The sequence below is a fragment of the Nonomuraea aurantiaca genome, from assembly GCF_020215705.1.
GTDB lineage: Bacteria > Actinomycetota > Actinomycetes > Streptosporangiales > Streptosporangiaceae > Nonomuraea > Nonomuraea aurantiaca.
The window spans coordinates 183,449-198,406 of the sequence record NZ_JAIWNB010000022.1 but is presented as its reverse complement, the minus strand read 5'-3'; the positions used below and the strand labels follow the sequence as shown (position 1 = coordinate 198,406).

At 66.5% G+C, this 14,958-nt stretch carries 12 protein-coding genes and 1 pseudogene; 8 read left to right on the top strand and 5 right to left on the bottom strand.

Annotation, left to right across the window (positions count from 1 at the left end):
* Window positions 1–137 precede the first annotated feature (137 nt).
* From LDL49_RS39835 to LDL49_RS39825, 3 genes and pseudogenes are all read left to right on the top strand, one after another.
* A pseudogene (locus LDL49_RS39835) lies at window positions 138–695 on the top strand (ATP-binding cassette domain-containing protein); the annotation flags it as partial.
* Window positions 696–757: 62 nt separating this feature from the next.
* Entirely contained in the window at window positions 758–1,522 is a 765-nt protein-coding gene (locus tag LDL49_RS39830; RefSeq protein ID WP_225299466.1) for a DUF2705 family protein, read from the top strand.
* Window positions 1,519–2,295 carry an ABC transporter permease subunit gene (locus LDL49_RS39825; protein ID WP_225299464.1) on the top strand — a complete coding sequence of 259 codons (777 nt, stop codon included), beginning with the start codon at window positions 1,519–1,521 and terminating at the stop codon, window positions 2,293–2,295. The genes LDL49_RS39830 and LDL49_RS39825 overlap by 4 nt, the downstream gene beginning before the upstream one ends.
* A gap of 468 nt (window positions 2,296–2,763) precedes the next feature.
* On the opposite strand, the gene LDL49_RS39820 is transcribed toward LDL49_RS39825, so the two are convergent.
* On the bottom strand, window positions 2,764–4,449 hold the full coding sequence (locus LDL49_RS39820) for a ribonuclease J (RefSeq protein WP_225299462.1): 1,686 nt from the start codon (window positions 4,447–4,449) through the stop codon (window positions 2,764–2,766).
* A gap of 54 nt (window positions 4,450–4,503) precedes the next feature.
* Window positions 4,504–5,421 (bottom strand): 4-hydroxy-tetrahydrodipicolinate synthase, encoded by a 918-nt coding sequence (gene dapA / locus LDL49_RS39815; RefSeq protein ID WP_225299460.1) that lies wholly within the window; start codon window positions 5,419–5,421, stop codon window positions 4,504–4,506.
* Between the two features lie 578 nt (window positions 5,422–5,999).
* Between dapA and LDL49_RS39810 the strand changes: the two genes are divergently transcribed.
* From LDL49_RS39810 to LDL49_RS39790, 4 genes are all read left to right on the top strand, one after another.
* A complete protein-coding gene (locus LDL49_RS39810) occupies window positions 6,000–6,716 on the top strand; it encodes a GntR family transcriptional regulator (protein ID WP_225299458.1) in 717 nt (238 codons plus the stop codon).
* 682 nt (window positions 6,717–7,398) lie between these two features.
* Window positions 7,399–8,055 (top strand): JAB domain-containing protein, encoded by a 657-nt coding sequence (locus LDL49_RS39805; RefSeq protein ID WP_225299457.1) that lies wholly within the window; start codon window positions 7,399–7,401, stop codon window positions 8,053–8,055.
* A gap of 1,785 nt (window positions 8,056–9,840) precedes the next feature.
* The gene (locus tag LDL49_RS39795) at window positions 9,841–10,350 is read left to right on the top strand and encodes a GntR family transcriptional regulator (protein WP_225299455.1); all 510 of its coding nucleotides are present in this window, start codon (window positions 9,841–9,843) and stop codon (window positions 10,348–10,350) included.
* Window positions 10,351–10,393: 43 nt separating this feature from the next.
* On the top strand, window positions 10,394–10,870 hold the full coding sequence (locus LDL49_RS39790; protein WP_225299454.1) for a GntR family transcriptional regulator: 477 nt from the start codon (window positions 10,394–10,396) through the stop codon (window positions 10,868–10,870).
* Here LDL49_RS39790 and LDL49_RS39785 read toward each other — a convergent pair.
* The 3 genes from LDL49_RS39785 to LDL49_RS39775 form a co-directional block, all read right to left on the bottom strand.
* Window positions 10,860–11,258 (bottom strand): ASCH domain-containing protein, encoded by a 399-nt coding sequence (locus LDL49_RS39785; RefSeq protein ID WP_225299451.1) that lies wholly within the window; start codon window positions 11,256–11,258, stop codon window positions 10,860–10,862. The genes LDL49_RS39790 and LDL49_RS39785 overlap by 11 nt on opposite strands.
* 95 nt (window positions 11,259–11,353) lie before the next feature.
* Entirely contained in the window at window positions 11,354–12,376 is a 1,023-nt protein-coding gene (locus LDL49_RS39780; protein ID WP_225299450.1) for a hypothetical protein, read from the bottom strand.
* 239 nt (window positions 12,377–12,615) lie between these two features.
* Complete coding sequence (locus tag LDL49_RS39775) at window positions 12,616–13,560, bottom strand: DMT family transporter (RefSeq protein ID WP_225299448.1); 945 nt, start codon at window positions 13,558–13,560, stop codon at window positions 12,616–12,618.
* Here LDL49_RS39775 and LDL49_RS39770 point away from each other — a divergent pair.
* Window positions 13,559–14,956 carry an aminotransferase-like domain-containing protein gene (locus LDL49_RS39770; RefSeq protein ID WP_225299447.1) on the top strand — a complete coding sequence of 466 codons (1,398 nt, stop codon included), beginning with the start codon at window positions 13,559–13,561 and terminating at the stop codon, window positions 14,954–14,956. The genes LDL49_RS39775 and LDL49_RS39770 overlap by 2 nt on opposite strands.
* Window positions 14,957–14,958: the final 2 nt, after the last annotated feature.

Sequence of the window (14,958 nt, the reverse complement as noted above, 5' to 3'; positions counted from 1 at the left end):
GCCTCAAAAACCGCGACCTTGGCCGCGTTCCCACAGCCGGCCACACCAACGACCAGTAACAATCAAGCACATCAGGGGGTCAAAATTCAGGCGACGCCAGGGGGTCAGAATTCGGCCGTCGTTGACAGACCGGGTTCCTGGGCCCCAACGGTGCCGGCAAATCCACCACGATGCGCCTGATCCTCGGCCTCGACCGCGCCACCTCGGGCCAGGCACTTGTCAACGGGCGACGATACACCTCGCTGAGCAGGCCCATGCGTGAGGTGGGCGCGCTACTAGACGCGAGCGCCGTGCACGGCGGGCGCAGGGCCTACGACCACCTGTTGTGCCTGGCGCGCACCAACGACATCAGTCCGACGCGAGTGGCCGAGGTGCTCGAACAGGTGGGCCTGGCCGGGGTGGCACGCAAGCGGGTGGGCGGCTTCTCACTCGGCATGAAACAGCGCCTCGGCATCGCAGCCGCCCTGCTCGGCGACCCGGGCACGCTGATGTTCGACGAACCGGTCAATGGACTCGATCCCGACGGGGTGCGCTGGATTCGCGACTTAATGCGCTCCTTGGCCAAGGAGGGTAGGACCATCCTGCTCTCCAGCCACCTGATGAGCGAGATGGCGCTGACGGCCGAGCGCATCATCATTCTCGGCCGGGGCAAGCTGATCATGGAAGCCGCCGTGGCGGAGCTCACGGAGCGCTACCCGTCGCTCGAAGACGCCTACCTTGCCCTGACAGCGAGCAGCGTGGAGTACGGAGCCGCACGATGAGGACGATTCTGTCTTCCGAATGGTTGAAGCTGCGCTCGGTCACCTCGACCTATCACGCACTCGGAGTGGCTGCGCTCACGGTGGTCCTCGGCATGATCTGGACCTTCTACGTCAGCGGCCTGGCGGACGAACGCGGATCACTCCGAGCGGCGGCCCCTGAGCAGGGCTTCCTGCCACTGATCCAGATCAGCCTGGCGGTCCTCGGCGTGCTGGCCATCACCGCGGAGCAGGGCAGCGGCATGATCCGCACGAGTCTTACCGTCGTTCCGAAAAGAGGCACCTTATTGCTGGCCAAGGCCGGCGTGGTCGCCGCCCTGACCTTCGTCGCCGCCAACTCGATCATCATTCTTACGTACGTGACGAGCCGCGTCATAGCGGGCGATCGGCACTTGCAGTTCAACGAGTCCTCCCTGGCCAACGACCTGCCGATGCTGCTCGCCTCCGGGCTGTCGGTGACCGTGCTCGCATTGGTGGGTCTCGGCCTGGGCGTAGCCACTCGATCCACGGCGGGGGCGATCGTTTCGGTCGTGTCGCTGCTGTTCGTCCTGCCCGGCATCGCCAACTACCTGCCAGCCCCGTGGAACACTCGCGTGGCCGCCCTCATGTTGCCCAATCTCGTGCCTCAGATCGCCGACCAGCGGCTTTCCAGGCGGCTGGGCGACGGTTTCCTACCTCCCTGGGCCGCGCTCGCGGTGCTCGTCACCTATGCGATCGCCGCACTGGCGGCGGGGTTCTACCTGTTCAGAAGGAGAGACGCGTGAGCGTGCTGGCATCGGAGTGGCTGAAGGTCCGCACCGTTCGATCCAGCTATCTGATGCTGGGGCTCAGCTTGGGCGGCATCCTGATGGGCGTAGCGGTCGCTTGGGCGGCGGTCGGGATGTACGACAGCGCCACCCCGGCGCAGCAGGCTCATTCCGCGATCGCGGATCTGGAGGAAGTGGTGCTGATGGTGCCGCAGCTCTGCATGGGTGTCCTCGGCGTCCTCACGATCACGTCCGAATACACAACAGGACTGATCAGAACGAGTCTCGCCATCGTGCCGAGACGCTGGCCGGTCCTGGTGGGAAAATCCGCGATTGTCGGCCTGCTCGGACTGGTCATCGGTCCGGTGGTGGTGTTCGGGACATACGTCGCAGCCCGTTGGATGATTGGCGACCGCTTTGGCGGTTCCTACACGGCTCCCTTCCTCGACAGACTGCCGACGCTTCTCACGTCGAGCCTTACGGTGGCGGTATTCGCGCTGCTCGGGCTAGGACTGGGCGCCACCTTACGCTCCGCGGTGGGAGCGATCACGATCCTCGTGGGTCTCGTATACGTGATCCCCATAATCGTGGGCAACCTGCCCGAGCCTTGGAGCGAACGGCTCGGCTCGGTGATGATCGTAGCTCTCCCCCGCGAAATTACCGGCGACGATCTCACGCACTCCGTGTACGGCTCGCTGCTTCCTCCTGCTGCCGCGGCCGTGGTGCTGATCGCTTACGCCGTGCTCCCGTTGCTCCTCGGTGCATGGCTAATCCACCGGAAAGATGCCTAAGCCACTGACAGCTGTCATGTGACCCGGCCGCGATGAGACATACCCCTCAGCGGCCACACCACCGACGCCAACACCGAAATCGCGCCATTGCCATGCGACACGGCTGTCGCGTTGCGCGGCCGCGATGCGACACACCCCTCAATGACCACACCACCGACACTGACGCCGAGATCACGCCGCTGCCATGCGACACGGCTGTCGCGTGGCGCGGCCGCGATGCGACACACCTCTCAGTGGCCACACCGTCGATATGGCCGCCGCTTTCACATCACTGCTATGCGACGACGGTGCCATCCGACAACCCGAAGGGAGTCCCACTGAGTGGTGGATCCACGACCTCGCTGCATGGCTTCTCGCAGGAATGATCAGAGTCACGTGGCCGAGAAACTACACCGCTCTGCGAGACGTCACTTCCGACGCAACTCCCAGAGGTACGGCAGGCGCGTGCCTGCCGTACCCGTACGGAGGTCAGACCTCGAGCACCACGGGGATGATCATCGGACGGCGGCGGTAAGTATCGCTCACCCAGCGCCCGACCGTGCGGCGGACCACCCGGCGGATCTCCTGCATGTCGACGACTCCGTCGGCGGCCTTCTCCTCGAGTGCCTTCTCGATCTGCGGAATGAACTCCTCGAACTGCGCCGGGTCGATGCCGGAGCCACGTGCGTGGATCTCCGGCCCCCCGGTGAGCTTGCCGGTGCTGGAGTCGACCACGACGACGACGGAGATGAAGCCCTCGTCGCCGAGGATCCTGCGGTCCTTCAGGGAGGTGTCCGTGATCTCGCCGACGGACGAGCCGTCGACGTAGACGTACCCGGCATGGACCGCACCGACGATCTTGGCTCTGCCGTCGACCAGGTCGACCACGACGCCGTCCTCCGCGATCACGATGTGATCGTCGGGCACGCCGGTGAGCGCGGCGAGCTTGGCGTGCGCACGCAGGTGCCGCCATTCGCCGTGCACGGGCATGAAGTTCGACGGGCGGGTCAGGTTCAGCACGTAGAGCAGTTCGCCGGCGGCCGCATGTCCGGAGACGTGCACCTTGGCGTTGCCCTTGTGCACGACCCGGGCACCCCAGCGGGTGAGGCCGTTGATCACCTTGTTGACGGCGGTCTCGTTGCCCGGCACCAGCGACGACGCCAGCAGGACGGTGTCACCCTCCGCGATGCGAATCGGGTGATCCCGGTTGGCCATTCTCGACAGCGCCGCCATCGGCTCGCCCTGCGAACCCGTGCAGACGAGCACCACGTCCTCCGGCGGCCATTCCTCGATGTCGCGCGAGTCGACGATCAGCCCCGGTGGCACCTTGAGATAGCCGAGATCGCGGGCCACGCCCATGTTGCGGAGCATGGAGCGCCCGACCATGGCGACCTTGCGCTTGTGTCTGGCCGCCGCATCCATGACCTGCTGGATGCGGTGCACGTGCGACGCGAAGCTGGCCACGATGACCCTTTGCTCCGAGGTACGGATCACCTCGTCGATGACCGGGCCGATCTCTCGTTCGCTGGTGACGAACCCGGGCACTTCAGCGTTGGTCGAGTCGGACATCAGCAGGTCGACGCCCTCAGTCCCCAGGCGGGCGAACCCACCCAGGTCAGTGAGGCGGCCGTCGCTCGGCAGCTGGTCCATGCGGAAGTCGCCGGTGTGCAGCACGATACCGGCGGGCGTCCTGATGGCCACCGCCAGCGCGTCCGGGATCGAGTGGTTGACCGCCAGGAACTCGCAGTCGAACGGCCCGAACCTGTGCCGCTCGCCCTCGACCACCTCGACCTTGGTCGGCTGGATCCGATGTTCGGTGAGTTTGGCCTCGATGAAGGCCAGCGTCAGTTTGGATCCGATGAGCGGGATGTTGCGCCGCTCGCGAAGCAGGTATGGCACGGCCCCGATGTGGTCTTCGTGCGCGTGGGTCAGGACCACGGCCTCGACATCGTCGAGCCGGTCCCTGATGTATTCGAAGTCGGGCAGGATCAGGTCGATGCCCGGCTGGTCCGGCTCGGGGAAAAGCACCCCGCAGTCGACGATCAGCAATCGGCCGTCGTATTCGAAGACGGCCATGTTCCTGCCGATTTCCCCCAGCCCGCCCAGCGCGACAATGCGCAGGCCGCCCTCCGGCAGCGCCGGCGGGGGGCCAAGCTCAGGATGTGGATGGCTCATAGCCGGCCCCCATGGTCAAATCGTGTTCTCAAAACTCCCGGTTCCTCCCCGTTCCTATGCGTCTGTCAACTTCACCCCGCCGGCTACCAGGCAAGCACGCAGCTCGGCGATCTGCTTCTCTGTCGCGGCCACCAACGGCAGCCGCACTGGTCCGACCGGCACTCCTACCATGCCCAGGGCCGCCTTGGCCATGATCGCCCCGCCCGCGCTCATCATGATCCCTTCGACCACGGGCGCCACTTGGCGGTGTACCGCAAGTGCTTGAACGACGTCGCCGTTCCTGTACAAGTCGATCATGCGCGCCAAATCGGCGCCGACCACATGGCCGACAACGCTGACGAACCCGGCCGCGCCAACCGAGAGCCAGGGCAGGTTGAGCAGGTCATCGCCCGAATAGAAGGCGAGATCGGTCATCGCCATGACCTGGCCGCCGAGGAACAGATCGCCCTTGGCGTCCTTCACGGCCACGATGCGTTCGTGCTGTGCGAGCCGGATCAGGGTTTCGATCTTGATCGGCACGCCGCTGCGCCCAGGGATGTCGTAGAGCATCACCGGAAGACCGGTTGCATCGGCCACAGCTGCAAAGTGCTGATACAGGCCCTCTTGCGGCGGCTTGCTGTAGTACGGCGTCACCACGAGCAGCCCGTGAGCGCCCGCGCGGGCCGCGGCCTTCGCGAGCGAGATGCTGTGGTGGGTGTCGTTGGTGCCCGCCCCGGCCACCACCGTTGCCCGATCACCCACCGCCTCGAGGACGGTGCGCAGAATGCGCTCCTTCTCGTCATCGGAGGTGGTGGGCGACTCGCCGGTCGTCCCGCTGACGATCAGGCCGTCGTTGCGCTGCTCGTCCACCAGATAGGTGGCCAGGCGCCGCACGGCGTCGTAATCGACCGCACCGTCAGGAGTGAACGGCGTGACCATGGCGGTCAACATACGGCCGAAGGGCGCGTCGGTGGTTCCAGTTGGCGAAGCCATAGTGCGAACGCTACCTGGATTCGCAAAAGCGGTGGACGCCGCCACCCCGCTTTGCCTGCCTCGGGCCGCGTATTATCATGTCGTTCCCCGGCATCTCAGGGCATGTCCGGCCGCCCTCGACACGTCTCAGCATGCCGCTCCCGCCCACCGGACGGCCCTTTGAGCTGGACTGCGGATCCGGCACTGGATCATCGACCTGCCGCTCGCAGTGATCGCTGGATGCCCTGTGGAGTCACGCGCTTGGCCGTACGCCCGCAGCCCGACATGCCGTGCACAAACGCCATGACGTCCACCGACATGTCGTACCTATCCGGCGCACCACCACCGACGAGGAGCACCGTCCGCGCGAGCGACTTCGCGGCACGCATGGGAAGAGGCCGCCGATATGTGCTCGGGGGTACACACATCGACGACCTCTACCGAAGAATCGGTCCCTCTTACATCGGCGTTACAGGGTTTCTTCGATAATTTTCCGCTGCTGCAAAGTTGGGGCTCCAAGTGACCTCGATGACGGTCGGTTACCTGTCGAATACGGCAACATAGGGCAACGCCTCACACGAACCCCCAGGGATGGACTAGTGGCCACCTCAGATCCGGTCTACCTGCGTGTCGTCGAAGACATTCGGCGACAGATCACCGACGGCACCCTTCCCCCCGGTGCACCCATTCCCTCACGGGCGCAACTGACCCGCAAGTACCAGGTCGGCGAGACCGCAGCCCGTCACGCCCTGCGCGTGCTGGCGAGCGAAGGCCTCATCATCGGCCGCGTGGGATCGGGTCATTACGTCAGAGAACGCCCAGACCTCTCCCCGTTGCACCGATGGCGCTTCCTCGATCATCCCGCCCCGTTCGCCGCCGACCTGCAGTCCCAGGGCCGGCGCGTGACCTGGGACTGGCACAGCGAACCCGCCGAAGCCGGACCCGACATCGCCAGACGGTTGCGACTCGACGAATCGACCACCCTGACGAGGACGCATTACGTCTTCCGCGGCGATGGCCGGCCGCTCCAGCTCGCCACCTCGTACGAGCCTCTGGAGTTCGCCGCCCACACGGAGGAGGAACGGCGCAGCCTGGTCGCCCGGGTGTATGCGCACGGGATAAAGATCACGGAGATCGTCGAAAGCGTACACACCCGCGTGCCCCGCCCCGCGGAGAGCGACGCCCTCGATCTGCCTGCGGGCATCCACGTTCTGCACGTCGAACGCACCCATTGGGCAGGCGACCGCCCGGTGGAGACCAGCGACATCGTGATCCCGGGGGACCGCTTCCGGATCATGTACAGCATGCCTGTTTGACCGAACTTGAGAGCTCCGGGCCGACACCCGCCTCTTCGGCCTGGAGCTCAGCCGGATGGCCATCGAGGCTTACCTTTCGTGGCGGCAGCGGCCGGCCCGTCCCCACAGCGTCGACGGCTTGCCACGGGGCCACGTTCCTGGTGCGCGCGGCGGCGGATCGCGCCCCCGAAGCGGTTTCTGATGGCCTTGGCGAGCAGCGAGGGCATCGAGCGGTGATCACCTGCTGCAGCTCGTTGATCAGCGCCAGCACCAGCGACCTGATGGCGGCCCACCGGTCCCGTGTCTGGGAGCCTCACCACGCTGGGTAGGCGATGAATCCCCCTAAGGCGATCATAGAGACCGGCGGAACCTGATCTGGACGACACCATGGATCTTCAATCCAGGGACGACACTCCACCACGCCGATGGGACGTCATCGCGTACGACGGCGTTCCTCCTCGCCCCCTCGGCCTAATCGGCGGCGCGCCACTAGATCGTGGATCCACCACTCACGGACCACCGCCCGAACCAACAAGCGCCTTCGTCCAGCGCCGCCACACGGGCTTCAGCTCGACCAAGCAACATCAAGCTGAGGCAGCCCGATCGAAGGCAAAAAGACGTTCCCCGCGACATTCCAGACGATCCCACCTGGCCAGGTCAAGGTTGTCGGTGCTCGTTGATAGAACCGTTCTGGAGGGTGCGGATGCGAGTCAAAGACCTGCCAATACGTGAGCGGCCACGCGAGCGGCTGATGGCGAGTGGGGCGGCGGCGCTGGCCGACCGGGAGCTGCTGGCCGTGCTTCTCGGTTCCGGCTTTCGAGGAGCGAGCGCGATGGATCTGGCGGCCCAGGTGATCGCGCACTGTGGCGATCTCGACGGGCTGGCCCGATCCGAGCCGCACCGCCTGCTCGCCGTGCCCGGCGTCGGACCCGCCAAGGCGGCGCGGGTGGCGGCGGCTTTTCATCTCGTACGGCGGGCGCAGACAGATCCTGAGCGGACCAGGATCAGCGGCACCTCCGACCTGGCGGCGGTCGTCGCTCCGCTGCTCCGCGGCCACTCCCGGGAGCGGCTGGTGGTGATGGCGTGCGACGTTCGGGGAGCCGTGTTGCGGCGTGTGGTGTTGACCGAAGGGGGCTCCGACCACACGACCGTGCCGATTCGGGACATCATCACCGCAGTGCTGACGGCTGGTGGAGCGGCATTCGGAGTCGCCCACAACCATCCGAGTGGCTCTCTCGATCCGAGCGAAGCGGACCTGCTGGCCACGGCGCGTCTCGCCGAGGCCGCTGAGACGGTCGGGCTGCAATTCCTCGATCACTTGATCGTCACGGAAACGGCATGGCGTCGGGTGCCCTTCTGACCGCCACGGAGAGTGGTCCGGGGCCGGGTCACTCTCCGCGACTTCGCTATATGGCTTCTACGAGGGAAGAACAGGGCCGAGTGGCCGAAAAACTACACCGCTCTGCGGGACGTCATTTCCCACGGCCGCCGTCGCCGGCGCATTCGCTCGACGCGCTCTCACGCCTTGCCGAGCCTTTATGCGGCGTTCTGAGCACCCCTAAGGGTGCTGATCCACCGCAAGACCAGCGAAAGGCATGTTTGCGTTGATAGCACTGAAGGCAAGGCTTCCCTCAGCAGAGCGTGAGACGCTACCTCTGCGAGCAGGTCGACTTGACGTGAGTCGACCAACCGCTCGCAAAAGCGTGGTCCCGTGCCTCCCGGAGGGCATGGGACCACGTCTACCCGCTACTGGGTCCGTCCACTACGCGCGTCAGCGCAGTAGTGGACGGTCGGACTCCCTGCGCGGTCCACCCAGTAGCGGGCGTGTGGGAAAGGCTCAGCTCCCCAAACGCGGGTTCTCGGAACGTCGGCGAACTGCGATCGCCGGCGATCAGGGAACCCGTAGGACAAGAAGACTCTCTGAAATCGCAGCCGCTCGACTGTAGAGGGCGGCTGCCTCGTCGCTGGCCCCGTATCAGACGCGGGATGCGGGGCCAGCGCGACCCAGTGGATGACGTCCCGCCAAGTGGCACAACTCGGGGCTACTGGCAGGGTGAGCCTTCGTGTGACGGTCAAAGGGAATCGCCTGAAGCCTTCCGGAAGGGCAGGTTCATAAGGGCTCTTTCCCAGTCGGACCTAACCGACCTGCTCGAGTCACTATGGACAGCCGAAGGTGTGAAGATGCTCCGCCGGGCGCTGGCGCGAATGCTGCGGGAGCCGAACGAGGCGGAGGCGACTACGGCGATCGGCCGCGCCCTATCAGCACACGGAGTGCAGCACACAGCGCTACGAGCACCGCAAGCGACTGCAGACCCACGCCGTGATGACATCCCGCAGAGCGGTGTAGTTTCGCCGTCACTCGGGCCCTGATCGTCCCTGGTACAAGCCATGGATCCACCACTCAGTGGGACACCACCAGCACCGTCGGCGATCTGGGGGCGGACAGCGCCCTCTGTGATCTGGGGGCAGACAGCGGCATCTCTACATGCAAGGTCTCGCGGATCTGCGCAGGCCTGGACGCCGAAACCGCCGCGTTCCGCGAGCGGCCGCCCGCACACACCGCCTTCCGCAACTCCAGCGAAATGGCCCACCAGAAGGTCGTCGCAGGGCCCAGGCGCGGAAAGGGGACCTGCGTGACCGGGCGAGCTCCCGGCAGAACGCGGAGTTCTTGGGATGACGTCTGCCGGGAGAACGGACAGGCTGAGCGCACCCGGTCACGGATGCCATGCAGCCGGGCGGCAAGACGGCCGAGGAGGCCCCGACGGCGTCTCGCGATCATCGAGCGTCTCCCTGCAGCAGCAGGGACCACAGAGCGTCCATTTGAGAGGCGTTCATTCGGACACTCTCCTCCACCACCACTCGCCCACCCTTTCTCGTTGTTCTGCGGATGTAACGCTGACCGCCTGCCTGACACAGCTCGTAAAACACCGGCTGGCAGTTGCAGGTGTGATCCCGCACGCGCGTCCGTTGAGTGCGGAACCCCTCTGACTCCCACTCGATCGACACCGACGTGCGACTGGCCGCTGCCACGTGACGGCCATGGAGGTCACCCTCTTCCCACGCCATGGACTCACTATAACCCAGCCGTATCTACTGGTCTAGCACGTATCCAAATACTCAATGAGCGTGTCCATTTTGGGCAAGCATGTATGGTTTCGTCTATAATCCGAAGGTGCTAGATCGCGATGGACCCGTCCCCATCTACAAGCAGGTCGCGGACCTTATCTGCGATCAGATCGAGCGTGGCGAGCTCGCGGCGGGCGACCCCGTGCCGAGCGAGGCCAAGCTTGAGAAGGACTACGCGATAGCGAGGACCACGGCCAGGCGCGTGGCGCGCGAGCTCCGCGAGCAGGGCATGGCGTACACCATTCAAGGCGAAGGCACATTTGTTGGGCCGCCTGGCACCCCACGCGCTTCACGAACCATGCCGATTTATCAAAAGATCGCCGAAGAGATCGCCGAACGGATCCGGCAGGGCGAAATACCGCCCAACAAAGCGATTCCCGGCGAGAAGGTCATGATGCAGCAGTACGGCGTGGCCAAGGTCACGGCGCGCCAGGCCGTGGCGCATCTCAGGGAGCAGGGCTGGGTTTTCACCGTTCCTTATCGAGGCACTTTCGTTTCCGATCCGACGGAATGGCCGAGCGAGGGTTAACAACTCGCCACCTCTTGTCCAGGTGATGTATAGCCTTGGCGACATGCTCGACCGCGAGGGTGACACTCACCCTTTTCAGCAGATCAGCGAGATCATCCGCTCGCGCGTCGCCACACTCTCGCCTGGTGACCCCGTGGCAAGCGAGGCGGAAATTCAGCGCGAGTTCGGCGTGGCGCGCACTACCGCGCGCAGGGCGATCCGCGTGCTTCGCGACGAAGGACTCATCCATACCGTTCAAGGCGGGGGAACGTTCGTCGGCGCGCCCAACAAGACACTCCCCGAGACCAACAAGATGCCGCTATATCAGCGAATTGCCGCTGAAATTGCGCAGCGCATCAAGGCCGGAGAGCTATGCCCAAGACGGCCGATTCCCGGAGAGACGGCTCTGCTGCAACAGCATAATGTGGCACGCGAGACTGTACGGCGGGCCATGGCATTGCTGCGCGAGCAAGGGTATATCTACACGGTCCCTCAACGCGGGAGCTACGTCGCACCAGAAGAGCTCTGGCCTAAGGAGTAACAAGGCGGAAGGTCAGGCAGACGACCGTCGACGAGTCGGTCACCTCGCGCCCGAGGCCGGCCCAGTACCGCCCATGAACCTCGCGCCAGTGCTCGGCAGAGCGGAACCCCTCCCCCTCCGCCTGCGCGAACTCCCAGCTCACCGCCCCGAACGGCACCTGCTCCACCCCCACCACCTCAAGCAGAGCCGCCCGCGAACCCGCGTCGTCCACGAGCACGAGGCGCTCGCCGATGTGTTCCAGCGGCTCGTCCTCGGCCTCGTAGTCGAGCTCCAGCAGGCCCGCCGTAGCCGTCTTGGCACCGGACAGGACCAGATCGGTCAGCCGGGTGCGTTGCTCGCCGGCCATGCCGAGTTCGAGCACGCGAAGCCCATCGATGCGTCCCCACATGGAACGGATCGTAACGGTCGCCGCAGCCCGCGCCGATGATCCGGTCGGCGTCGGCTGCGGTGGTGCCGTCTCCTCAGAAGAACCGAAATGATCTCTCAGAAGACCGGGATGATCTCCTCGGGATCGATGAAGTCGACCTGGACGCCCTCCAGGTCGAGTTCGGGGATGGCGGGGAAGGCGATGCCCCAGCGTTCGACGATGGCGCGGATGCGGGCCATGGCGAGCCGCCAGTTCTCCGCCTGCTCCTCATAGGAGAGGACGCCCAGCCCGGCCTGCCGGGCGTGGTCCATCAGGACGCGGTGGTTGGCGAGGAAGTACGGCGGCAGTTCCCAGAAGCCCTCCGGCGGCTCCCAGAGGATCATGGACAGGAAGACGAAGCCGGCTCGGAGTTGGCGGGTGATGAGGGAGCGGGTCTCGTCGGTCAGGCCGGGCCACTCGTTCTCTAGAATGACCATGCAAATCTGGAGATGTCGGGACTCGTCGCGGCCGATGCGCTGGAACATCTCGCCGAAGACCGGATGCTCGGTGCCCGAGGCCATACCCCTGAACAGGGTCGAGGCGGCCATCTCGCCCATCATGAAGCTGGTGAAGAGCACGGGCAGCGTGTACTTGCCCACGGCCACGTTGTAGCCGGTCCAGTAACGGCCGCCGTTGTGATAGAGCCAGCCGATGTTGTTGTGGGCGGCCTTCTCCAGGTCGTCGGACGGAGTCCAGTCGAGGGGGCCGCCGGGCCAGAGTTTGGCGATGGTCCGCTGGCAGCACTCCTCGTGGTTCATCTCGTCACGGGTGATCGAGAAGAAGCACTTCCGGACCGGATCCTCCTCGTGCTTCTCGAACGCCTGGATGGTGGCGCGGGCGAACACCGCCGGCCCCGAGGCGTCGAAATTGGCCAGCACGGCGAACCAGTACATGATCCCCAGACGCTGCTCACGGGTGAAGTCGTCCGGGTTCAGCCCGTCCCAGGGCAGGTCGGCCGGGTTCCAGAGCGTCCGTTTGGATTTCTCATAGATCGCCGCGAGCTTGGCCGTCTCGACCCGCCACTCCATGGGGTAGATGTTCGGCTGCGGGATCTCCGGGGCCGGCCAGAAGCCGCCTTCGGGAATGGTGAGGTCTGCCATATGTGACACCTCCGCCTCCTATCCTGCGGGGCGACGTCACGTCTTTCAAGTACGCCTCCCGCCTCCTGCCGTGCGGGTGGCGCCATGCCTTTCAGGTACCGATGCATCTCAAGTACGGGCACATCTCAAGTACGGGCACATCTCAAGTACGGGCGCATCGGCCGGCGGCCATACGCACGTCATCCGCCTGCAAACTGCGGGCCGCGCCAGGCGCGACGCCCGCACGCACATCACCGCCCTCACCCACGCGTGCGTTGAGTGACAGCCACACACACGAGCACGGCCACCGCGGCCGCCACAGTCGCCGGACCGTACCTCTCCCCCAGCAGGAACCACGCCCAGGTCAGCGTCAGCAGCGGCTGCGTGAGCTGCGTCTGCCCCGCTCTGGCGATGCCGCCCCTGGCCAGACCGGCGTACCAAGGGACGAACCCGAGGAACATCGAGATCACCCCCACGTACGCGAACCCGGCGAGAGCCTGGGGCGACGGGTGGACGGGGGTGGTGACGGCGAGTACGGCCGTCACCGGAATCGTGAGCGGCAGGGAGAGGACGAGGGCGTAAGAGATGACCTGCCAGCCAGGGGTCTCGCGGGAGAGCCGGGCGCCTTCGGTGTAGCCGACGGCCGCCGAGACGAGGGCGCCGAGCAGGAGGACGTCGGGCCAGGCGGCCGTGTTCTGGCCACGGGTGAGGGTGAAGGCGGTGATGGCGATGGCGCCTGCCGTACAGGCCACCCAGAAGAGGGGGCGCGGGCGCTCGCCGGCGCGCACGACCGCGCAGACGGCGGTGGCGGCCGGGAGCAGGCCGATGACCACGGCCGAGTGGGCGGTGGTGGCACCGAGGTCCAGCGCCAGGCCGCTGAAGACGGGGAACCCGAAGACCACACCGAGCGAGATGGCCGCGTACGAGCGCCACTGGTGGCGGGGCGGGAGCAGGGGAAGACGGGCGACTTTGAGGCAGATGAGCGCTATGACGCCGGCGACCACCGCGCGGCCGATGGCGACCAGCCACGGGTCGAAGCCGCGCATCGCGTAGGCAGTGGCGGGAAAGGAGCCGGAAAAGGCGAGAACGCCGAGGAAGGCGAGGAGAGTGCCCCGGCCCCGTGGAGACGGAGACGGAAACGGAGACCCCGGGGAAGCGACGACCGCTACTCTGTCGCCAACGATAGCGCTATTCTTATCCCTCATGGAACAGGATAGCAGTATCGCCCAAATCACCGCGATCCTGCGCCAAGAGCTCAGCCGCCTGCGGCCGGGAGACCGCCTCCCCTCCTCCAGAGAGCTCATGCGCCGCCACAACGTCAGTCCCGTGACGGTCTCGCGGGCCATCGGGCAGCTGGCGGCCGAGGGCCGGGTGGTGACCAAGCCGGGCATCGGGGCCTTCATCGTCCAACTGCCCGCAAAACCCAACGAGCCGCCGGACTTCTCCTGGCAGACCGTCGCCCTGGGCGATCGGGTGGTCGACGAGAGCCCGGTGACCGCGCTGCTGACCCCGCCGCCCGAAGGCGTCATTCCGCTCACCGGCGGCTATCTCAACCCCGGCCTCAGGCCCGACAAGCAGCTGGCCGCCGCGGCGGGGCGGGCGGTGCGCCGGCCGGGGGCGTGGGCGATGCCGCCGCTGAGCGGGCTGGCCGAGCTGCGCAGGTGGTTCGCGACGCAGGCGGGGGGCGACGTGACCGCGGCCGACGCGCTGATCGTCAGTGGCGGTCAGGCCGCGCTCACGCATGCCTTCAGGGCGCTGGCCGCTCCGGGGACGCCGGTCCTGGTCGAGACGCCGACCTACCCGGGCGCCCTGGCCGCGGCCAGGGCGGCGGGGCTGCGGGCGACGGCCGTGCCGATGGACCGGGACGGCGTACGGCCCGATCTGCTGGCCGAGGCGTTCGCCGTCACCGGCGCGCGGGTGTTCCTCTGCCAGCCCACCCTGCAGAATCCGACCGGCGCGACCCTCACCCACGAGCGCCGCGAACAGGTGCTCCAGGTGGCCAGGGCGGCGGGCGCGTTCGTGATCGAGGACGACTACGCCCGCTATCTCAGCGACCGGACGCCGCCGCCGATGGTGTCGATGGACGCGCACGGCACGGTCGTCTACATCTGCTCGCTCACCAAGATCCTTTCACCGAGCGCACGGGTCGCGGCCGTCATCGCACGCGGTCCGGCCGCGCACCGGCTGCGGGCCAGCCAGCTGGTGGAGTCGTTCTTCGTGGCGCGTCCGCTGCAGGAGACGGTGCTGGAGTTCGTCGAGTCCCCCGGCTGGCGCCGGCATCTGGCGAACGTACGGAGCGAGATCCTGTTCCGCCGCGACGCGCTCGCCGCCGAGCTGGCCGCGCGGCTGCCCACCGCCGAGCTGCATCTGCTGCCGAAGGGCGGCATGCACCTGTGGGTCCGGCTGCCACCGGAAACCGAGGAGAACGCCCTGGTCGAGGCCGCGAAACGCAACGGCGTGCTGGTGAGCCCCGGCAGGATCCATTACCCGTCGGAGCCGCCGGGACCCCGTCTGCGCGTTACGCACATCGCGGCCGCCCATCTGGCGGAGCTGGCGGAGGGTGTGCGGCGGCTGGCTCAGGCACTCGCGAACACCTCGTAGCG